Annotated in this window: 23 protein-coding genes; 4 read left to right on the forward strand and 19 right to left on the reverse strand. The window is 38.2% G+C overall.

Going from position 1 to position 19240, the window contains the following annotated elements:
- Window positions 1-27: 27 nt before the first annotated feature.
- The 6 genes from AHA02nite_RS06305 to AHA02nite_RS06330 form a co-directional block, all read right to left on the reverse strand.
- The gene (locus AHA02nite_RS06305; RefSeq protein ID WP_146815482.1) at window positions 28-213 is read right to left on the reverse strand and encodes a hypothetical protein; all 186 of its coding nucleotides are present in this window, start codon (window positions 211-213) and stop codon (window positions 28-30) included.
- Between the two features lie 76 nt (window positions 214-289).
- Entirely contained in the window at window positions 290-817 is a 528-nt protein-coding gene (locus tag AHA02nite_RS06310; protein WP_146815484.1) for a hypothetical protein, read from the reverse strand.
- A gap of 223 nt (window positions 818-1040) precedes the next feature.
- Window positions 1041-1250: a hypothetical protein gene (locus AHA02nite_RS06315; RefSeq protein WP_146815486.1), complete on the reverse strand. Its 210-nt coding sequence runs from the start codon at window positions 1248-1250 to the stop codon at window positions 1041-1043.
- Between the two features lie 66 nt (window positions 1251-1316).
- Entirely contained in the window at window positions 1317-1517 is a 201-nt protein-coding gene (locus AHA02nite_RS06320; protein ID WP_146815488.1) for an FtsX-like permease family protein, read from the reverse strand.
- 105 nt (window positions 1518-1622) lie between these two features.
- Complete coding sequence (locus tag AHA02nite_RS06325) at window positions 1623-2219, reverse strand: hypothetical protein (protein WP_146815490.1); 597 nt, start codon at window positions 2217-2219, stop codon at window positions 1623-1625.
- Between the two features lie 166 nt (window positions 2220-2385).
- Window positions 2386-2661, reverse strand: a complete 276-nt coding sequence (locus tag AHA02nite_RS06330; RefSeq protein ID WP_146815492.1) for a hypothetical protein — start codon at window positions 2659-2661, stop codon at window positions 2386-2388.
- Between the two features lie 480 nt (window positions 2662-3141).
- On the opposite strand from AHA02nite_RS06330, the gene AHA02nite_RS06335 reads away from it, so the two are divergent.
- Window positions 3142-3786: a BMQ_0737 family morphogenetic spore coat protein gene (locus AHA02nite_RS06335; RefSeq protein WP_146815494.1), complete on the forward strand. Its 645-nt coding sequence runs from the start codon at window positions 3142-3144 to the stop codon at window positions 3784-3786.
- Between the two features lie 50 nt (window positions 3787-3836).
- On the opposite strand, the gene AHA02nite_RS06340 is transcribed toward AHA02nite_RS06335, so the two are convergent.
- Window positions 3837-4556 carry a sulfotransferase family 2 domain-containing protein gene (locus AHA02nite_RS06340; RefSeq protein WP_146815496.1) on the reverse strand — a complete coding sequence of 240 codons (720 nt, stop codon included), beginning with the start codon at window positions 4554-4556 and terminating at the stop codon, window positions 3837-3839.
- A 183-nt stretch (window positions 4557-4739) separates the two neighbouring features.
- Here AHA02nite_RS06340 and cysC point away from each other — a divergent pair, with 183 nt between their 5' ends.
- Window positions 4740-5342, forward strand: a complete 603-nt coding sequence (gene cysC / locus AHA02nite_RS06345; protein WP_146815498.1) for an adenylyl-sulfate kinase — start codon at window positions 4740-4742, stop codon at window positions 5340-5342.
- Window positions 5339-6469 carry a sulfate adenylyltransferase gene (gene sat / locus AHA02nite_RS06350; protein WP_146815500.1) on the forward strand — a complete coding sequence of 377 codons (1131 nt, stop codon included), beginning with the start codon at window positions 5339-5341 and terminating at the stop codon, window positions 6467-6469. Before cysC ends, sat begins: the two co-directional genes overlap by 4 nt.
- On the opposite strand, the gene pseI is transcribed toward sat, so the two are convergent.
- From pseI to AHA02nite_RS06395, 9 genes are all read right to left on the reverse strand, one after another.
- Complete coding sequence (gene pseI / locus AHA02nite_RS06355) at window positions 6458-7510, reverse strand: pseudaminic acid synthase (RefSeq protein WP_146815502.1); 1053 nt, start codon at window positions 7508-7510, stop codon at window positions 6458-6460. The two genes, sat and pseI, sit on opposite strands and share 12 nt — an antisense overlap.
- A 3-nt stretch (window positions 7511-7513) precedes the next feature.
- Window positions 7514-8092: a UDP-4-amino-4,6-dideoxy-N-acetyl-beta-L-altrosamine N-acetyltransferase gene (pseH, locus tag AHA02nite_RS06360; protein ID WP_170235998.1), complete on the reverse strand. Its 579-nt coding sequence runs from the start codon at window positions 8090-8092 to the stop codon at window positions 7514-7516.
- Complete coding sequence (pseG, locus tag AHA02nite_RS06365; protein ID WP_170235999.1) at window positions 8055-9086, reverse strand: UDP-2,4-diacetamido-2,4,6-trideoxy-beta-L-altropyranose hydrolase; 1032 nt, start codon at window positions 9084-9086, stop codon at window positions 8055-8057. The genes pseH and pseG overlap by 38 nt, the downstream gene beginning before the upstream one ends.
- Window positions 9087-9091: 5 nt before the next feature.
- Window positions 9092-9820 (reverse strand): cytidylyltransferase domain-containing protein, encoded by a 729-nt coding sequence (locus AHA02nite_RS06370; RefSeq protein ID WP_146815508.1) that lies wholly within the window; start codon window positions 9818-9820, stop codon window positions 9092-9094.
- Complete coding sequence (gene pseC, locus AHA02nite_RS06375; RefSeq protein ID WP_146815510.1) at window positions 9817-11019, reverse strand: UDP-4-amino-4,6-dideoxy-N-acetyl-beta-L-altrosamine transaminase; 1203 nt, start codon at window positions 11017-11019, stop codon at window positions 9817-9819. The genes AHA02nite_RS06370 and pseC overlap by 4 nt, the downstream gene beginning before the upstream one ends.
- On the reverse strand, window positions 11019-11975 hold the full coding sequence (locus AHA02nite_RS06380) for a dTDP-glucose 4,6-dehydratase (RefSeq protein ID WP_146815512.1): 957 nt from the start codon (window positions 11973-11975) through the stop codon (window positions 11019-11021). Before AHA02nite_RS06380 ends, pseC begins: the two co-directional genes overlap by 1 nt.
- Before the next feature lie 4 nt (window positions 11976-11979).
- Window positions 11980-13389 (reverse strand): glycosyltransferase family protein, encoded by a 1410-nt coding sequence (locus AHA02nite_RS06385; RefSeq protein ID WP_146815514.1) that lies wholly within the window; start codon window positions 13387-13389, stop codon window positions 11980-11982.
- 7 nt (window positions 13390-13396) lie between these two features.
- Window positions 13397-14383 (reverse strand): SDR family NAD(P)-dependent oxidoreductase, encoded by a 987-nt coding sequence (locus tag AHA02nite_RS06390; RefSeq protein WP_146815516.1) that lies wholly within the window; start codon window positions 14381-14383, stop codon window positions 13397-13399.
- 161 nt (window positions 14384-14544) lie between these two features.
- Window positions 14545-15765, reverse strand: a complete 1221-nt coding sequence (locus AHA02nite_RS06395; RefSeq protein WP_170236001.1) for a surface carbohydrate biosynthesis protein — start codon at window positions 15763-15765, stop codon at window positions 14545-14547.
- A gap of 133 nt (window positions 15766-15898) precedes the next feature.
- Here AHA02nite_RS06395 and AHA02nite_RS06400 point away from each other — a divergent pair, with 133 nt between their 5' ends.
- Window positions 15899-16177 carry a hypothetical protein gene (locus tag AHA02nite_RS06400; RefSeq protein WP_146815520.1) on the forward strand — a complete coding sequence of 93 codons (279 nt, stop codon included), beginning with the start codon at window positions 15899-15901 and terminating at the stop codon, window positions 16175-16177.
- 277 nt (window positions 16178-16454) lie between these two features.
- On the opposite strand, the gene AHA02nite_RS06405 is transcribed toward AHA02nite_RS06400, so the two are convergent.
- The 3 genes from AHA02nite_RS06405 to AHA02nite_RS06415 are packed head-to-tail and all read right to left on the reverse strand — an operon-like array spanning window position 16455 to window position 19029.
- Window positions 16455-17363 (reverse strand): metal ABC transporter solute-binding protein, Zn/Mn family, encoded by a 909-nt coding sequence (locus AHA02nite_RS06405; protein ID WP_146815522.1) that lies wholly within the window; start codon window positions 17361-17363, stop codon window positions 16455-16457.
- Window positions 17364-17401: 38 nt separating this feature from the next.
- A complete protein-coding gene (locus AHA02nite_RS06410; RefSeq protein ID WP_017187608.1) occupies window positions 17402-18268 on the reverse strand; it encodes a metal ABC transporter permease in 867 nt (288 codons plus the stop codon).
- Window positions 18268-19029 carry a metal ABC transporter ATP-binding protein gene (locus AHA02nite_RS06415; RefSeq protein WP_146815524.1) on the reverse strand — a complete coding sequence of 254 codons (762 nt, stop codon included), beginning with the start codon at window positions 19027-19029 and terminating at the stop codon, window positions 18268-18270. Before AHA02nite_RS06415 ends, AHA02nite_RS06410 begins: the two co-directional genes overlap by 1 nt.
- Window positions 19030-19240 lie beyond the last annotated feature (211 nt).

The raw sequence follows: 19240 nt of genomic DNA on the forward strand, positions 1-19240 counted from the left end.
TTGTGAAGCCTCATTTCTACTAATATATTAATTTTTCTTCATCACAAACTTTCGGATGAATGCGCCGATGAAAATACCTGCTAAAGCTACAATCATAAGTTGACCGAAAAAGCCAAGGTCCGCTTCATCACTTCTCCATAAGTCATAAATGAAATAAATAATAAATATACCTAAAATGATCGGCAACCAAACGAACAAAAATTTCTTCCACATATGTATTGGCCCTCCTACGTCTATTACTTTAACTAAACATCATTTTATCATATAAATAAAAAATAAAGCAGAAGGATTATTCGTAAGTTCCTTCTGCTTCTGGTAAAGCTCGGTATGCTTCATGTGACATAATAACATCTTCGTGCAAGTAATTCGTAAACTCGATTAATTCCATTAATTCATCTGTCAAACAATTGTTAGTCGTCCATTCAACTGAATGTTCATCCCCATTTACTTTAATGTCGAGCAAATGAGTTGTGTAAGGATTACTACTACATTGTGTACCATCAACCGCTTCTCTAGTTAATTCATCTGGTGTTTCTAATATGTCCGATTCCCGCATCTTGTCATAAATATCTTCCTTTTCCTGATCGTTAATTACTAAAACGGTTGAGACTTCACCATCGTCATTTAAATCCTTCGTATAAAGGTCATCAAATGTATTCAATTCATGTCTTTCCTCAAAACCATACTGATAAACAAAATCAAAGTCATCAGGCATTTGAGTTGGAAGGACAGCATCCTCTCCCCCTCCACCATTAGTCCCCGATGAACACCCAACTAAACATAAACAAACCGACACAAATATTATAGTTCGCTTCATCGCACGCCGCCTTTATTTATTACATTATAACTATAGAAATATAAGCCTCTTTACCTACTTCAACATAATTAAACAAATTTCCTTCTCAAAAAAATAAAATTGTATAATTTTTCTATTTATTAAAAAATGAGCCTTTTTCTAGGCCCATTTTTCACAATTACAATAATATTCTTCGTAACGAACCTCTTTAATAAAGGTCGGTGTCTTTGTCGTTAAACAAACTTTAATTACTCGTTCTTTTTCTAATTAAATCAACTATGTAAAGGATACTGCCAACAAAACCAGCTCCCCAGAAAAACAAACTAGCAAGCTGATACTGACCAAGCCATAGCGTATAGTACACTTCTAATATGACAAAACCGGCGACACCAACAATTAATAATGCAAGTCCAACAACACCGTAATTTTTCTCTGGTTTTAAAAAATCAAACATAGTCATAGATGCTCCTTACTTTAGTCTATCAAAAGCGTACCACAACGCATGACACGACACTAGCATTTACCCGTTGTTACGTTCTTTTTCTAACTGATCGACGCGTTCTTTTAATCCTTTAACTTCGTTGTTCCGTTTAAAGAAAACGACAACTAGTCCGATTAATACAGCTAGAAAGGCAATTAGAAATACTAACATAATGATCTGAAATACCATATCAGCCGTTGAAAATCCTACTGTTGCTAATTGATTAATAAATAAGTTCATAGGTCATCTCCTCTTTTTGTTTTAATATAACATAAGAATAATTTACCAAAAAAAAGATTGAAAGCAAAAAACTTCCACCAATTCATAGCGGAAGTTCTCATCAAACTATTCAAATTCAATTAAATTCTCTTCTGAAAAATCGTCTTGGTCAACAAATGGATCTCCAAATGCTAACATGCCATAGTTCGTCACAAAGCCAACACTTCCAACTGCATGAACTTGTTCGGTCTCAGGGCTCCAATATGTATTAAATGACAGCATGTCCAACTCACCTTCAGCCGTCGTGAACTCACCATCAATACTCATGCCACGAATAGGTCCTTCTTCACCTTCTATTTGATAAACTTGAACATCGTCGAAATCTATTTCAAATATAAAGTCGTTCGTTTGAAAATAAGCATGTCCTTCGCCTATTAATATATGTGGATTTCCTTCTTCACGTCGAATTTCTGTTAAGATGACTTCTATAGCACCATACTGATCTGCAAAATCGTAGTCTACTTTTTCTTCTAAAGCTTGTGCATACATATCATCTTCCTCAGAGAACTGTTGAACTAACTCTTCGTTTAGTTCAGCGTAAAATGCCCAACCTGTTTCATCTACGTACATAGAATCATCAGTCATCCATGCGTTTACCGCCATGACACTGCCACCAATTAAGAGAAATGCTGTTACTATGATGATTAACGACCTTTTGACCATGGTTTATAACTCCTTCACCAATCTACTGAACTAGTAATCTAAATGCAAATAAGCTTATAATTATTGCAGCAGCAACTAAGGCAATGACGAGTACTTTATACTCTCGCTTCACTGTCCCACCTCACTTAAAGTTGAATCAAGCTACCATTACTATACCATTAAATAGCTACCTATTAAATTTAACTGCTTTCGTTCTACCTTTTAGCCATTTAGTAATGTAAACCCCTATGCTCGGTATAATGATATATAATCCAAGTTGGAATATAGGAACCCATGATAGCAATAACCCAATTGACATTAGAATCATCCCTACTGCTAGAGTAAGTTTTACAATCGTGTTCATTGGTCGTATTAAACTTGGCTTCCTTCTTATAATTGAATGAAGTAATAATCCTATTGCCATCCCTACTAGGAAAAGTAAAACATACAAAAGCCAATCCATATTAAATGCACCTCTCTTCGTCTTCCGTCACACCTCTTCTGCAATGGTTACGAAATTCTATGTTGGCAATCGACTACTCGGCTTCTCACTTATTGTATAGATCCCAATCTGTTTCGTTTTTCCTGTATTTATTGCTCTAAACCACTCATTCCTGGGAACCTTTCGCCTATTTCACCATTGCAGCTGTTTGTTCTTCACCATTTGCACAACCAACCATAAATATAAATAAGACTAGAAGTAAATTTTCCCATCATTTACCTCCAACGTTCTTTTATTTTATTGTAACAAACCTAAAGGTTAATTATGTATGCTGCTTAGACGGTTATAGAAAACAAGTAAACTGTGCTATTAACTCTATTAATTTCTTGATAGTGTTATCACCCATTTATTGAAAAATGAGCGTTAGCATTAGTCACAATTTACTCTTAAACATATGCTACGTATGAAAGGTATTTTAATAATTTCGGAGGTGTCCTATCAATGCATGAAAAAGGTTTAACTGGAGGCCAAGAGCTTCTATGTATTAATACTGAGAAAGTTTACGACTGGATTATTAACGAAGCAACTTTCGACCTAAACGTTGTAGACGAAGATTTACCGAACGACTTAGACTGTGATGACATCGATTTAGATGACGTTACTTGTACTGTTGAACCAGCAGAAGAAGATCCAATTGAGATTATCAGCCGTGAGGATCGTACTTTTGTCATTGACGGTGCTGAGATTGAACTACAAGTTGTTACAATCCGTAAAAACTTCGTCGTTACAATCAATTTACCAACAGACAACGGCGATGAAGAAGTTGAACTTGAGTTCTCTCGTAGTGAACAAGTCGTTCTTTGTGCACCAGATGGTACAGAGATTGATGTAACGTACACGGAACTTGATTGTTTCGTCGTTTCATTCGACTGTGAGCCTGGTGACACAGAATTAGACGATACATTTGACGCTGTCATCTCTGTTCGTCTATGCCAAAGCATTCAAGCTGTATACCCAGTAACACTTGAGCTAGTCGCTGACTTCTGTGAACCAAGAGATCAGTTACCAGTACAGCCGTGCCCAATCCCAACTCGTCCTGACCAATGCCCAGTATTATTCCCTACAGCTAATAACAATAATGGCTAAAACTTTTAAAAACACCTCAAAGTAATTATTACTTTTGAGGTGTTTTTATATTAAGCCATATGTTGTAGCCAATGATTAAGTTCATACTGTTCGTTTTCTTTTAGCTGATTAAGTTGTTTTTGGAGTACTTTTTTGGCATCTTTATATAATTCAATATCGTGATTATTATAAGTCTCAATAGATTGAATAATCTTAGAATCTATTTCTTTTCGTTTTGGCTTCCCTTGTGTGACATTCTTTCGTTTAACACTCGTAAAATCCCATCCATACGCCTTTTGCATCACATAAAGCGATTCAAAGTACAAATCCATAATACCGACGAAAGCAAAATGTCTTCTTATGTTCCTTTTTGCTCGTTTTATTGCATCTGGGTCTCCACTTGCTAAGTAACGGGTCGATAAATTAACGGTACGATAACGGATATTGCGAATATCTGACTTACTTTTGTACCGTTTGTTTTCAATCTTGTGATCTTGCACTATTTCGATGAAGTCTTCTAAAGTCATACTACTTACTATTTTATTTAAAGGGTCCCTTTTATATTGCTTAATATAATAATAGGTTGAAATTACTCGATCAACAGGATGGCGTAGCATTGTTAAATAAGTCGTCCGTTCATTCAACTTTTCAAAATACCGATTGTGCCAAATGTGTATAAGCTCATCTTGATTTTCAAACAAATGCCACATCGTCTTGCCACCTGTTTTCGGAATGTGAATGTAAATAACCGGATCCTTTTCATTTACCGGTAATTGATCAAACTGTATCATGCCTATTCCCCTCTCTTAAACGTCCCTAGTTTAATATAGTCATTCAAATTGAAATGGTATAGACAAAAGTAAGACTGTAGTTAAAAAAAGGCAGACCATCTAGTTGCTCTTCGTGTAACAACCTACAACAAAACTATCAACGTACATATGATAATAGTATCGATAAAAAGCGAGGGGATCGAAATGAACAAAAACCTTAATTGGCAAAAACACGCTATTAAACCTATAGATCGAGAACGTTTAATGGAACATAAAAGCTTAGTCATTTGGTTAACTGGCTTATCTGGTTCCGGGAAATCTACAATTGGTAATTCAGTGGAAAAACAACTATATCAAAAAGGCATTCACTCTTACTTACTTGACGGTGACGATCTGAGACAAGGACTTAGCAAAGATCTTGGATTTTCAGAACATGACCGTAGTGAAAACATTAGACGCATAGCTGAAGTTGCACACACTTTACGTCAATCTGGTCTTGTAACGATTGTTAGCACTATTTCTCCTTATAAAAGTAACCGCGAACTTGCTCGTGACATTATTTCTGATCATTTTTTTCATGAGGTGTATATCAGTTGTGCTTTAGAAGTATGTGAGCAAAGGGATCCTAAAGGACTATATCATAAGGCGCGCTCTGGACAAATCTCTCAATTTACAGGTGTGGATCAACCTTATGAACCTCCTACTAGCCCTAAGTTAACTTTACCTACTGACAAACTAAACATTGAACAAGCAAGTCTTACATTAGTTCACTATATCGTTTCCAAAGTTAAGGAGGCTCGGTCATGATGATTTCACCACACGGCGGGACATTAATTCAACTAATAGAAGACAAGACGCATCATCATTTTGACTACTCACTCTCTGTAGATGAAACGGCAGCATCAGACTTAGAGTTAATTGCAACGGGTGCTTACAGTCCATTAACAGGTTTTATGACGCAAGAAGATTACAAGACAGTAGTTCATGAGATGCGTCTTGCAAGTGGGCTCATTTGGTCAATTCCCATTACATTACCGATATCAAATCAAGTGAGTGAACGTGTAAAAGTTGGTGATTTTATTGAACTTAAATTTAATAGTCAATCAATTGGTTCTTTAAAAGTCACCGACAAATTTGAACCAGATTTATACGAAGAGGCTAAGCTCGTATATCAAACAACTGACCGTAAACATCCAGGTGTTAACAAGTTGTTCTCTCGAGGTGATGTCTATTTAGCAGGGCCAATTACGTTATATAAAAACCAAAAGGAGTCAAACCCATTTCAGGAATACTATTTCACGCCTAAAGAAACAAGGAAACTTTTCCTTCAAAACGGTTGGGAGACGATTGTTGGTTTTCAAACGCGTAATCCAGTTCACCGTGCACATGAATATATTCAAAAATGCGCTTTAGAAACTGTTGACGGTTTGTTTCTTCACCCTTTAGTCGGTCAAACAAAACAAGATGACTTACCAGCGGATGTACGGATGAAAAGTTATGAAGTGCTGCTTGATTGTTACTATCCGAAAGATCGTACAACGCTCGGTATCTTTCCAGCATCTATGCGCTATGCAGGGCCTCGGGAAGCCATTTTTCATGCGTTAATTAGACGTAATTATGGGTGTACACATTTTATCGTAGGTAGAGATCACGCAGGTGTCGGTAACTATTATGGAACTTATGATGCTCAAACTATTTTTTCGCGATTTGAATTAGAGGAACTTGGCATTAAACCGTTATTTTTTGAGCATGCTTTTCATTGTAAAGTTTGTCAGTCTATTGCTACTAAGAAAACTTGTCCTCACGAATCTTCAAACCATCTTCATTTATCTGGCACTAAAGTAAGAGAAATGTTAAAAAGCGGGGTTAAGCCCCCGCTAGAATTTAGTCGACCAGAAGTAATTAATACATTGATAAACGGGTTATCCGATTAAGTCCCAAGAAGTCGGTGTGCCACTTTTAACATCTTGATTAATTCGTTTACCAATTAATGTGTTGAAATATTTCGGTGGTAATCCGTAGCCCGGTCGAATGATACGAATATTGTTTTGATTTAAAACTTCGCCTGCTTTTACGTCTTTTGTAATATAGACTGAGCGGCGAAGTTGTTTTGATTTAACCTCTTCACTTATTGGTCCATATTGAACACTCCCAAGTGATTGCCACGCTCGTTTTGTTTCTTCAACTAACGCTTTAAATTCATTTGGTTCAAGTGAGAATTCAGCATCCACTCCACCGTCTGCTCTTGCTAATGTGAAATGCTTTTCGATAACCGTTGCACCTAATGCGACACTTGCAACAGGGACGCCGACACCTAAAGTATGGTCTGATAAGCCAACTTGGTAGCCGAATAACTTTTGCATGTGTGGAATCGTACTTATGTTAGAGTTTTCAGGTGTTGCTGGATACGTGCTCGTGCATTTTAATAAAATTAAGTTTTTACATCCCGCTTCTTCAGCCGTTCTAACGGCTTCATCAATTTCTGATACAGTGGCCATCCCTGTTGAAATGATCATCGGTTTGCCCGTTTTTGCAATCTTTTGGATCAATGGCAAATCAGTACATTCAAATGATGCGACTTTATAACATGGTACATCTAACGTTTCTAAAAAATCGACTGCTGAACTGTCAAACGGTGAGCTAAAGGCGATGACACCAAGTTCCTTACATGTGTTAAAAATCGTTTCATGCCATTCCCACGGTGTATGCGCCTCTTCGTATAATTGATAAAGCGACCTTTCTTTCCAAATACTTTGTTCATCTTGAATGACAAAGTCTGAATGATTGACATTTAACGTCATCGTCTCGGCCGTATACGTCTGCAACTTAATCGCATCCACGCCTGCTTCAGCTGCCTTTTCTACCATTAATAAAGCTCGCTCTAATGATTGATTATGGTTACCAGAAAGCTCTGCAATAATAAATGGTCGATGGTTCGGGCCGATTGGACGGTCGTTAATATATATCGTTTCCATCTGTTACAACTCCTCTAATAATTTTAACCGAACTTCTTGCCAATGGTCATCGAATAAAGCCATTGGCGTAACGTCCATTGGAACACCATTTTTCATAATGTGCTCCTTAAATTGACCTTCTTCTATGAATCCTAGCTTTTTGTGAAAATATAAACTACGCACATTTTCTTCAATGACTTCAGCACATACTTTTCTCATCTGTTGTTCTTTGAAAATATAATCGAGTGCCAGCAGACCTAATACAGTCCCTGTTCCTTTTGGCGCATCTGTTTCTCCGACATAAAAACCCCAATGACAACGTTTAAACGAATCGTGTATTTGAGTAAACTGAACTATTCCAAGTGGTTTTTCTTCTTGGAATAAAAGTTTGGCGATGATTCGATCATTTACCAAAACATTTTGATACCACTGCTCATGTTCGTTTTTAGTAATAAGTCGATCCGTGTACATCACGCTGTGAATATGTGGTTGATTTCGCCATGTGAGAACTTGATCCAAATGTGATTCATTTAAATCTCTTAAATAAAATGAGCTTAAATTAATATTAATCCCCTCCCAAGATCCATTTCGTAATGTCCTCAAGATGGTTCTTCTCTGGAAATAGTGAAAAGGCATTTTCACTCATGTGTTGTAATGATTTAGGGTCTTGAATGAAGCTTTCTATAGCTTGAGTGATTGTTGAAATAGTGACCGTTTCACTTGGACCTAATGAATGGATGATCCCTAATGATTCAGCTCCTTGAATAACACCTGTTTGATTACTAGCTGTCTCGATCACAATAGCAGGTAAACCGAGGAAGGCACGTTCATATGTCGATGTTCCTCCTGCACCAATGGCAAAGTCAGCTGCTTGCATTAAATGAGCCATATAATGAATAGCAATATGGCATGTCGCATTCTTATGCTGATCACACCATGCTTCGATCTGTTTTTGCTGTGGATGGTTATGACCAATAACAACGTCGACATCGATCGACTGATTCACTTGGTCAAGTGCTTGCAAGACTTTAAGCGTCTCTCCAGTTGGATCAGTTCCACCCATTGATACTAAGAGGTGAAGCGCCCCTTTACGAACTTTTGATTGTTTCCTAGCTTGGTAGAATTCAGGTCGTAATAGTAGAAACTTAGTTCCTAACAATTTAATCGCATCTTGAGGAATGAGTGACTCATATTCATAATGATGACTTGAGTCAATCTGGTAATCTAGTAATAAATCACAGTCATGTTCGCGGTTGGCTAGATCGTCGATGACCATAATCTTCTTCGTAAAAGGGCGTACTTCCCTTTCCCACTTCGCATCAATGCTGTAATGATCAATGATGATCCACTCAATAGTTTCATTTCTTAATATTGCTTTAGTTGCTCTTGCATCTTCTAGCCAATGATAAGTTGGGGTAATAGATTCACAACGAAATCCACGCGCTTTGATCGTTTCAATTAAATGACCTCTTAATCGACTACAAATAAATATTACAGTTGCTCCTTGCTTTTCGAGTTGTTCTGCTAGCGTTAAACAACGCATGACATGACCTGAACCAAGCTGTCTTGATGCATCGGTTCTGATTACAATGTTCATATTCATCAATCCTTTTTTTGTTCAATATGGCTATTAATTAATTTCCAATCGGGGTGAGCTTGTAGCAGTTGAATGATGTCGGTTAGCTTAAAGGGACCATTTTGTCGTCGCATTGCTTTTATGACTCTCTCAACTAACTGGAAGTCTTCGATCGTATCGACAGTTAAACGTAGGTCACTATAATCTTGTTCAGCTAAGTATTGTCCCATGTTGTATTTGTTTTCTGGATTAGTCATATACGTTGTGACATGCTCTCGCTCACGTTTTAATGTTGCGTTTTGATCAGCTTCTTTTAGTAACTCATACGTAAACACTTCAGTGTCCATCCCCCGTGGAAAGGTTCGTTTAATCGTATTCGATACATAATCATACGCACGATTAGTTAAAAAATGCCCAATAACCGAATCGACAACTGTCGAGTCGATTAATGGACAATCAGATGTTAAACGCACGACGACATTAGCGTTGAACGTTTTTGCTGTTTCTTCATAACGCTTTAACACGTCAGTTTCTGACCCTCTGTAATACGTAATACCTTGTGATTTACAAAAGTCGACAATCGCGTCATCTCGACTTGCAGTTGTTGTAGCAATGACGAGTTGATCGATTAATTTAGAATGTTTTAGCTGATCAATTTGATAAGCTAATAACGGTTTACTTAAAATCGGTTTTAACACTTTACCTGGTAACCTCGTTGATCCCATCCGTGCTTGAATAATAGCGACTATCTTCATGTCGCACCACCTACTTCGTAATACTTCAATACTTTGTTCACTGCCAAAATAACGTCATTAACATCTTGATCAGTCATACTAGGAAAAAGTGGCAAAGTGATAAAAGATTGATAAAGTCGTTCGGCGTTTGGACATAACCCTTTTTCGTAACCTAACTGTTCGTAATATGGCTGCCAATAGACTGGAATATAGTGGACGTTCACCCCGATATTTTCTTTTTGTAATGCTTTAAAAACCGTCTTTCGATCAGTCGTTAATTGTTGCTCATTTAATTGTATGACATACAGATGCCAGCTTGACTTCACTTCAGGTGAAATATAGGGTGTGGTCATTGTGGGTAATGATTGGAATGCTTTATTGTAGCGTCGAGCGATTGTTTGGCGGCGTTCAATAAACTGATCTAATCGTTTTATTTGGCTTAACCCAAGTGCTGCTTGCATGTCTGTTAACCGGTAATTGTAGCCTAACTCATGCATTTCGTAATACCATGGCCCCTCGTCTTTTATTAACTGTGTTCGATCGCGTGTTACACCATGCGCTCGAAAACGAACAAGTTTTTCATAATATTGTTGGTCATTAGTTGTAATCATGCCGCCTTCACCGGTTGTTATTTGTTTTACTGGATGAAAACTAAACATTGTCATGTCGCTAATTGCACCGACTGACTGACCATAGGCTTGCGCTCCAATCGCATGGGCTGCATCTTCTATTAACGTTAAATCGTATTTGTTAGCTAATTTTCGTAGTGCTTCATAATCACACGGTTGGCCAGCAAAATCGACTGCTATAATCGCTTTCGTCTGATCAGTGATTAATTTTTCAACTGATTGGGGATCGAGATTAAATGTTTGAAGGTCGACATCGGCAAATTCCACTTTTGCCCCTTGATATAAAGCCGCATTTGAACTTGCAACAAACGTTAACGGTGACGTAATGACCTCATCGTCCGCTTCAATTCCTGCTGCAAAACAGGCTGCGTGTAATGCCGCAGTCCCGTTTGAAAACGAAACGGCATAGTTCGCACCGACATAACATGCGACCGCCCTTTCAAACTGTTCGATTAAAGGACCAGTCGTTAAAAAGTCACTCTTCAAAACGTTTATAACGGCTTCAACATCATCATCGTTAATCGATTGGCGCCCATAAGGTAAATAGTTTTCTCTAACAGGCTTCCCACCGTGAATAGCTAAAGGCTTCATCATCCTTCACCTAATTCATTGGCCGAACGGATCCAATCTTCTGTTCGTTTAATTCCTTCTCGTAAAGAAACTGAAGGCTTCCACCCGAGTAACGATGTTGCTAAGTCGTAATTACACGATAATTTTTGGATTTCACTTTGTGGATGAATATGTTCGACATGTTCAATCGGGGTTTTAGCTTTTGCGATCATTTTAGCTAATTCGTTAATTGTGACGTCTTCTCCAAGACCAGCATTAACAATTTTGCCATTTACTCGGTCTGAAAATCCTGATTCCACAACAAACTTCGCGCAATCTTCTACGTACAATAAATCACGCGTTTGTGTTCCGTCACCATAAATTTGCAGTGGCTTTCCTGCTAAATGATTGTTAATGAAAATGGCCACAACGCCACCTTCACCACCTGTTTTTTGAAAAGGTCCATACGTATTAAATGGTCTTAACACAGTTGTTGGAAGACCATAAGCATAGTAATAAGATAGCACCATATTTTCAGCGGCAATTTTAGCACCAGCATAAGGTGAAGCTGGTTTAACAGGATCTGTTTCTTTAATTCCATCTTCAGATTGAGCGCGGTCGTAAACCATACATGTACTCATGAATACAACTTTTACACGGTCCTCCAAACATCTTCCTAAAATATGAAACGTCCCGACTGTATCATTCATAAACGTCGTCTTCGGATCATCGATACTATCTTGAACGTTAATACTCGCTGCTAAGTGATAGCAAATATCGAATTGAATAGATGAAAACAAACGGTCCAGTTGCTGTTCGTCTTTAATATCACCTTGAATAAACCCCATGAATTGTGGGTTTGTTGTAAATTCTTTTATATTTTCAAATTGTCCATTGGATAGATCATCATAAACCCAAACACGATGACCAACGTCCAGTAACTGTTTGACGACCCATCTGCCGATAAACCCCGCTCCGCCTGTTACTAGTATATTCATAACTTTACCTCCCTTTTCCATCTGTTAGTCGTTCGATTAATTTAATTAACCGAAAGCCTGATGGTTTATTTTTGTTCGGATATGCCTGCTTCAAAAACTGTACTTGTTTTTTATTAACCTTTATCGTCTTGTTAAGATATTGGTGCACAGCTCTTGCTAGCGTTTTAGAGCTTGCATGAACTAAGTCACCGAGTTCGTCAAAATACCCTACATACCCCGGAAATGGTCTATTGAAAATATACACTTGTTTGTTAGCTAACATTGATTCCAAAGCAACGGTTGATGAATAGGAAACGACAGCGTCAGCGTGGTGGATTGCATCATAAAGTGGAACCCCTTTAGTCGAATTCAAGTTAGAGAATTCTTGAAGTAAAGGGTGATTGCCATTGTTAGGAAAGTCACGCAAAATCAAGTTGTAATTTCCAAGTCGATTCAACCTTTTAATAAACTGGCGCCACTCAGTAATTTCGTTATTTCCTCGTACAACGATGAGAATCGTTTTTTTTCGTGGGCTAAGCTTTAGTTTTCTATTAAAATTCCGTTTTGACATCGCTGCACCTTTCTCCAGTAAATCAAATCGTGGGTGCCCGACAATTTCTAAACCGTCTGGGTCTACTGACTTTGACTGAAACCATTTCTTTTCAAACTCACCGTACACTGCGTCAACTTGAGCAATCTTTGGGATATAGCCAAATTCACTAGAAATAATGCCATGTTGCATACAAATTGTCGGAATGCCATACTTTCTTGCCACGACGATTAACGTTCTAGTTTGTGGATAATGAGTTGATGCTACGACTAAGCAAGAAGGTTTTACCTTTTGAAAGAAATCTTCAGCTTCGTTGATTCGTTTAATAATGATTTCAAATTGTTCCAGTAGTCTCTGTTTAAAAGCAGGATGGATTAGTGGATGGTGTTGATTACTCTTCATAATTTTTTTTGTCGTTTTATTTACTTTTTGAATGCTGTGTTCTAAGTTCGGTTCATTCAAATAATCTTGTATATAATGAATTGGGATCGTTCGGTCAGAAATAGTTCGTTTACGATTTGATTTTTCTAGCAAAAGAATAGAGTTCATTCTATGAAACTGTTCTTGAGGTAATCTAAGCAAGTGATAGACATCATGGTAAGCTACTGGTCCGTTTGATTTAGATTTCCGCTCTTTTATAGGATCGTTCAATAGAAATTCATTGAACTTCTCTTGAATATCTAATCCGCTCTGTTCTGTATGATTAAGATTATTCGTTAAATTAGGATTACCTAGCCGGTTAAACAGCGATTCGTTCTTCTTAATTAAACTTCTAAAATGACATAAGTAAGCTAAGTCATAGCCTTTATATTTCACCGTTTGAAACATATCTAAAAAATCGGTGTAAAGGGACCAATAATGTTGTTCATAAAGTTGTTTGTCCACCTTCTTTTCACCCCTTTAACACTTGAGCTGCTTGACATAGATTAATAATTTCTTCTTTTGTAATCGGCGTTGGTATATTTGAACGGTACGTGCCAACTTCAGCAACGGGCCAATCTTGCTTGCGATGACTAACCATATACATATCACCTAAATCGTAAGCTTTAACCGATTCATCAAAAGTCATCAGTTCTTCATATCGCTTTTCACCAGGACGTAAGCCGATCTCTTCAATTGTAATCACTTCTGGATTGAGATTGTTTTCTTTACAAGTCACATCAATGACAACTTCGGCTAAATCTTTTAATTGAATGACTGGCATTTTTAGAACGAAAATCTCGCCACCAATCGCTCTTTCCATCGCTTTCATCATGAGCGAAACAGCTTGATTAGGTGTCATCATAAAGCGTGTCATACTAAGGTCTGTAGCCGTAATTGCTTGACGCATTAATATTTGTCTTTGAAACAATGGAATGACAGAGCCTCGCGAACCGATGACGTTGCCGAATCGGACAGCGGAAACGATTGGGCCTGTTAAATCTTTTTCAGTAGATTGAATGATTCGCTCTGCCATTAATTTCGTCGCCCCGTACGTATTAGTCGGAGAAACGGCTTTATCAGAGCTTGAGAGCAACACTTTTTTTACTAGTTGAGCTTTAGCTGCTTGAATGACGTGATAGGTTCCTTTCACATTCGTCTGAACCGCTTCATAAGGGTAACTCTCACAAGCTGGAACGTGTTTCATCGCTGCTAAATGAAAAACATAATCGATTCCTTCCATCGCACTTTGTAAACTCGTATAATCTCTTACATCTCCAATGACAAATTGAATGTTGTCGTAATTTTTTAAACGGTCTTGTTGGATAAACTGCTTATACTCATCACGACTATATATTCGAATTAACGCTGGGTTCTCATTTAATAGATTTTGAACTAGATGCTGCCCAATCGCACCTGTTCCACCTGTAATTAATAATTTTTTGCCTGTATAAGACACATCGCTCCCTCTTTTCTACTCACAATCATTGAACCTTGTTATTAACTAACAAAAAGGCTCAATATATCACATTCTTATTCTTAATTAATAGATTTGGTATGGACATGAGCAGTTAATATGTAGAAATCAACAAAACGCACAGGAGGATAGCCTGTGCGTCATTAGTTGAGTGTAATCTCGTATACATCTTGACCGAGCGGCACGACTTGAAATGATGTACGCGTTTCTTCGATTTGATCGAGTTTATTAAAAAACTGTTCTAAGTCCTTTTCGGTTAAGCGGGAGAAACGGTATCTCGCTTTTTTATTCTTTTTGATCGGTGAGATAGATTGTGGCGGTTGTTTTGATTGGGGGTGAAGCTGTTTCAAAGCGTTTATTATTTTTTCGTAAGCTTGGCCTGTTGACGAACTGGAGACATAATGGTCCAGAATGTTTTGTTGTTTTCTCGTTGGCTGGACAGTTGTAGGGTTGTCAATGGCTTGTAACACTTCACCAATTGTTGTGACTTTGTCGCTAAACTGATTCGGTAAAAAGACGTCGTATCGCTGGTCTTCAACTGGCATATATGTGATGGATTGTTTTTTTAACAAAAAGGCTTCAAGCCCGGTCGTACAGCCGTTATGAATGACAACTTCTGATGCTAAAATCCAGTCAATAACATTTCCGAACGGGGCAATGATGACATTGTCGTATGATTGAAAACGTTTTTGATACGTGCGGTGGTTTTCAGCAGGGTGCGGGCGGATGACAATTGTTTGATGGGGCTCTTGCCTGGCGACCGTTTCGATTAACTTAACGAACTGTTGAAACAATGTTTTCATATAGTTGTATTGCTCGTGGTCTTTGTAATGGCTTGGTTTCTTCTGATTATAAATCGCAAAGCGGGTGTTAATTAAAATAAAAGGGCCGTAGCTTGTTTGAATGCTTTTCACTCTGCTTTTATAAAGCGGGCGGAATTTTTCTTTTAACAAATCAAATCGTGGATTTCCTGTTAGAGTGATGTTTTGTTGTGGCACATAATTTTCGATGAGTTCTTTTTGATAAGTACCCCAACAGTAAATTTGGTCGATCTGTTCGGTGTTGGCTTTGTTCATGCGGTCTTGTAAATATTGATTAGTGTCTGACATAATGAGCCCTTCTTCATCTAATTCAACTAAACGATGCCCTTTTGTTTTCATTTTTTTCACAACCCGTGAACGATATCTGTCAGGATACCCTTTAGCAAAAAAGATCCCTTGTGGCAGTTCTAGTGCAGCTCGTTCTACCGCCGTTTGCTCACCGATTACAACCCGAAAACCTTCTTGCGCCGCATAATATGCAAGCAACATCTTCGCATCTAACTCCCGCACTTTCACCTCTACTGGTAAAAATAAATACGTCATCAAAACCGCCGCCTTCTTTCCTTTTGTATAATATATGAAAGATTTCAGTTGAGAGTGTGAGTGTTTGGAATACATTTACAGGGTGAATTGTTATTGTTACACTGACTAGTAATTATTTATGGGGAGAGATTGGATGACGTTCGGTGAATGGCTATTATTTGGATTCCTTATTATTGTAGTGTCCATATTTATTTTTGATAGGTCCAGAGGGAATAAAAGGGATTATGAGCCATTATTAAACAAATTAGTGATTGCCATGTGCTCAACTCTTCTCTTGTATCTTGTTTTTATAGAAGGAAGTTCGGTTATCAGTTTTCAGGGGATCGGCCTTATGATCGGCATAGTCGTTTTAACGGTTGGCTTATGGTGGGAGTCGAAACGCAAAAAACGAGCGAACAAGGTGGCTTCGTAATTTTTTGTTCGATAGTTATGGGCGTGTGTCCGACACTAATGCTGCTTCGTCCGACGATTATGGGCCCGTGTCCGACATTAACTCCACTTCGTCCGACAATTATGGGCGCGCGTCCGACATTAAACCCACTTCGTCCGACAATTATAGCTGCGTGTCCGACACTAATGCTGCTTCGTCCGACAATTATAGCCGCGCGTCCGACAATTACGCAGCCGCACGCCTCCCCAAAAACACGAAAAACCCCTTAAGCACCGTACACTTAAGGGGCGGAAAACTTTTATTCACTTAATGCGCTAACAATTGCTTCAACGTTGTGTTCCATCATGCCGATATAGTTGCTGGCATCGCCTTCTTCCGCAACAGCGTCCGTAAAGATTGTCATGTCATAAATCGGAACACCCGAATCGGATGATACAGTTTCCATATGAACTGGGTTGATTGTTGATTCTAAGAAGACATAAGGAATGTCGCGCTCTCCTAGAAGATCAACAACACGTGCGATTTGTTGTGGTGTCCCTTCTTCATGAGCATTTAACTCCCAAATACCTTCTGTTTCAAGTCCGTATGCTGCGCCGAAATAAATGAACGCATCTTCACTTAAAACGATTAAGCGATTTTCTTCAGGCACTTGCTCAACTTTTTCTTGAATCATTTCATCTAAATTCGCTAATTCTTGCTTGTAGTTCTCAGCATTTTCACGGTAAACGTCTTCACCGTCTGGATCGATTTCAATTAACTCAGCTAAAATGTTATCAACAAACGTATTGACGTTGTTTGGATCCAACCAAGCGTGTGGATCATCTGTTTCACCATCTGCTAACTTAATCGTGTCTATCCCTTTAGACAATTCTACAACTGGCGTATCTGTCACGTTATCCATTAATGATTCTAACCATTCTTCAAGTCCTAAGCCATTAACGAAAAACACATCAGAATCCGTTACTTTTTGAAAGTCACTTGGAACAGGCTCATGCTCATGAGGTTCTTCACCAATTGGTACAACGTAATCTACATTAGCACGCTCACCTGCGACTTGTTCTACAATGTCAGCAATAACTGAGAAGCTTGTTGTAACTTGAAGTTCTTCTGACTCAGTTGCTTCATCTTCCCCTGTGTTACAGCCTACTAATAAAATACTAGCTAAAGTGATGACACTGATCATGCTGAAAATTTTCTTTCTAAACATTCTTCAATTTCCTCCTATTTCCCTTTTAAAAATATATTTTAAGCTTTGCTTGTCGTCATGCGTCTGAACCAACGGACAAATACACCTTGTTTCGGTGAGAATAAAAAGGCTAACGTAAATAGCAATGTGGCCACAATGACGATCGATGCACCTGTTGCAACGTCATAAATATATGAATAATAAACACCGACAACAGCTGAAATGACGCCGAACACCGCTGATAAAGTTAACATCATCGGTAAACGATCGGTCATTAAGTAAGCTGTCGCACCAGGCGTAATAAGCATTGCAACGACTAGAATAATACCTACTGTGTTCAAGGATGCCACTGTAACGAGTGACAAAATGAACATGAGCATGTAATGGATCAATCGCGTCGGCAAGCCAATCGCTTTAGCCATCGTTGGATCAAACGTACTTAAAAGCAACTGCTTATAGAAAACAAAAATAAGTATTAAAACACCTACCGTAATACCTAATGTCATCCATAAATCAGTTCGCGATACAGCTAATACGTTTCCAAATAAAATGTGCCAAACGTTAATACTTGTGCTTCCAATCGTCGTCACGAGTACAACCCCAACTGCAAACGTACCAGTTAGCAAAATACCAATTGCTGAATCGTCTTTAATGCGGCTGTTTTGTGAGATGTAGCCAATGCCAAGTGCAGTTAAAACACCGGTAATGACAGCACCGACGAAAAAGCTAGCACCTAACATATAAGCGATGACGACACCTGGTAACACCGCATGCGAAATTGCTTCGCCCATCAGTGCCATGCCACGCAAAATAATGAAACAGCCGACTACACCACAAACAATTCCGACTAAAACACCTGCGATTAACGCATTTTGTAAAAATGGATACGTCATAACTGCGTCAATAAAATAATTTAAGTTTTCCATTACTTAACCACCACCATTTGGCCATCTCCGTCTTCACTGTGAAGCGTTGCGATATTACCGTTGTATGCTTCACTAATGAGCTGTGGTTTAAATACATCTTCTTGCGCTCCAAACCCGACTAAACGTTGGTTTAACAACATTAAACTATCAAAATACTCTTCAACCTTACTTAAATCGTGGTGTACGACAAAAAGTGTTTTACCTTGGTTACGAATTTTTCTTAGTAAATTGATAATGATTTGTTCTGAAGATAGATCAATTCCTGCAAACGGTTCATCTAAAAATAACAGATCTGATTCTTGCGCTAACGCTCGCGCAATGAAGACACGTTGCTGTTGACCACCTGATAATTCACCTATTTGTCTTCTACGGAAATCTTCCATTCCGACTTGTTCTAAACATTCTAAAGCTTTGTCACGATCTTTTTTACTCGGTCTTTGCCACCATTTCAAGTGTGGATAACGACCCATCACAACGACGTCTTCAACTAATACCGGAAAATCAAAGTCAATCATGCTTCGCTGCGGCACATAAGCGATTTTTTGACGCATTTTCGAAACCGATTGATCGAAAACTTTTATATCTCCTTGATTCTTCGGCACCATTCCCATAATGGCTTTAATTAACGTTGATTTCCCCGCACCGTTCGGACCAATAATCCCGATCAATTCTTGTGTTGGTGCTTCAAACGTAATATTATCTAAAGCCATTTCGCCGTGATAAGAGACCGATAAATGATCGACTTTTACAGATGAAGTCAATTGTAAGCCTCCTTTTATTACCTCGTAAACAGCTAAAAGTTGCTTGTTTCGTAGGCCTTTTCAACATTTATACATACATATTTATTGCAGATCTACGTATAGTGTTCCAACTTTTCTTAGGGACAATCATTTGTATTCACTCACATTTTTTTACCTAGGGCAAATCTGTATTATATTATACTGCTTTAACTTGAAAAATGTCTACAATTTT

The organism is Alkalibacillus haloalkaliphilus (assembly GCF_007991275.1).
Lineage (GTDB): Bacteria > Bacillota > Bacilli > Bacillales > Alkalibacillaceae > Alkalibacillus > Alkalibacillus haloalkaliphilus.

Bases quoted from the DNA above. Each gene is read 5' to 3' on its own strand.
- AHA02nite_RS06305 (WP_146815482.1), bottom strand. From the start codon at position 213: ATGTGGAAGAAATTTTTGTTCGTTTGGTTGCCGATCATTTTAGGTATA.
- AHA02nite_RS06310 (WP_146815484.1), bottom strand. From the start codon at position 817: ATGAAGCGAACTATAATATTTGTGTCGGTTTGTTTATGTTTAGTTGGG.
- AHA02nite_RS06315 (WP_146815486.1), bottom strand. From the start codon at position 1,250: ATGTTTGATTTTTTAAAACCAGAGAAAAATTACGGTGTTGTTGGACTT.
- AHA02nite_RS06320 (WP_146815488.1), bottom strand. From the start codon at position 1,517: ATGAACTTATTTATTAATCAATTAGCAACAGTAGGATTTTCAACGGCT.
- AHA02nite_RS06325 (WP_146815490.1), bottom strand. From the start codon at position 2,219: ATGGTCAAAAGGTCGTTAATCATCATAGTAACAGCATTTCTCTTAATT.
- AHA02nite_RS06330 (WP_146815492.1), bottom strand. From the start codon at position 2,661: ATGGATTGGCTTTTGTATGTTTTACTTTTCCTAGTAGGGATGGCAATA.
- AHA02nite_RS06335 (WP_146815494.1), top strand. From the start codon at position 3,142: ATGCATGAAAAAGGTTTAACTGGAGGCCAAGAGCTTCTATGTATTAAT.
- AHA02nite_RS06340 (WP_146815496.1), bottom strand. From the start codon at position 4,556: ATGATACAGTTTGATCAATTACCGGTAAATGAAAAGGATCCGGTTATT.
- cysC (WP_146815498.1), top strand. From the start codon at position 4,740: ATGAACAAAAACCTTAATTGGCAAAAACACGCTATTAAACCTATAGAT.
- sat (WP_146815500.1), top strand. From the start codon at position 5,339: ATGATGATTTCACCACACGGCGGGACATTAATTCAACTAATAGAAGAC.
- pseI (WP_146815502.1), bottom strand. From the start codon at position 7,510: ATGGAAACGATATATATTAACGACCGTCCAATCGGCCCGAACCATCGA.
- pseG (WP_170235999.1), bottom strand. From the start codon at position 9,086: ATGAACATTGTAATCAGAACCGATGCATCAAGACAGCTTGGTTCAGGT.
- AHA02nite_RS06370 (WP_146815508.1), bottom strand. From the start codon at position 9,820: ATGAAGATAGTCGCTATTATTCAAGCACGGATGGGATCAACGAGGTTA.
- pseC (WP_146815510.1), bottom strand. From the start codon at position 11,019: ATGAAGCCTTTAGCTATTCACGGTGGGAAGCCTGTTAGAGAAAACTAT.
- AHA02nite_RS06380 (WP_146815512.1), bottom strand. From the start codon at position 11,975: ATGAATATACTAGTAACAGGCGGAGCGGGGTTTATCGGCAGATGGGTC.
- AHA02nite_RS06395 (WP_170236001.1), bottom strand. From the start codon at position 15,765: ATGACGTATTTATTTTTACCAGTAGAGGTGAAAGTGCGGGAGTTAGAT.
- AHA02nite_RS06400 (WP_146815520.1), top strand. From the start codon at position 15,899: ATGACGTTCGGTGAATGGCTATTATTTGGATTCCTTATTATTGTAGTG.
- AHA02nite_RS06405 (WP_146815522.1), bottom strand. From the start codon at position 17,363: ATGTTTAGAAAGAAAATTTTCAGCATGATCAGTGTCATCACTTTAGCT.
- AHA02nite_RS06410 (WP_017187608.1), bottom strand. From the start codon at position 18,268: ATGGAAAACTTAAATTATTTTATTGACGCAGTTATGACGTATCCATTT.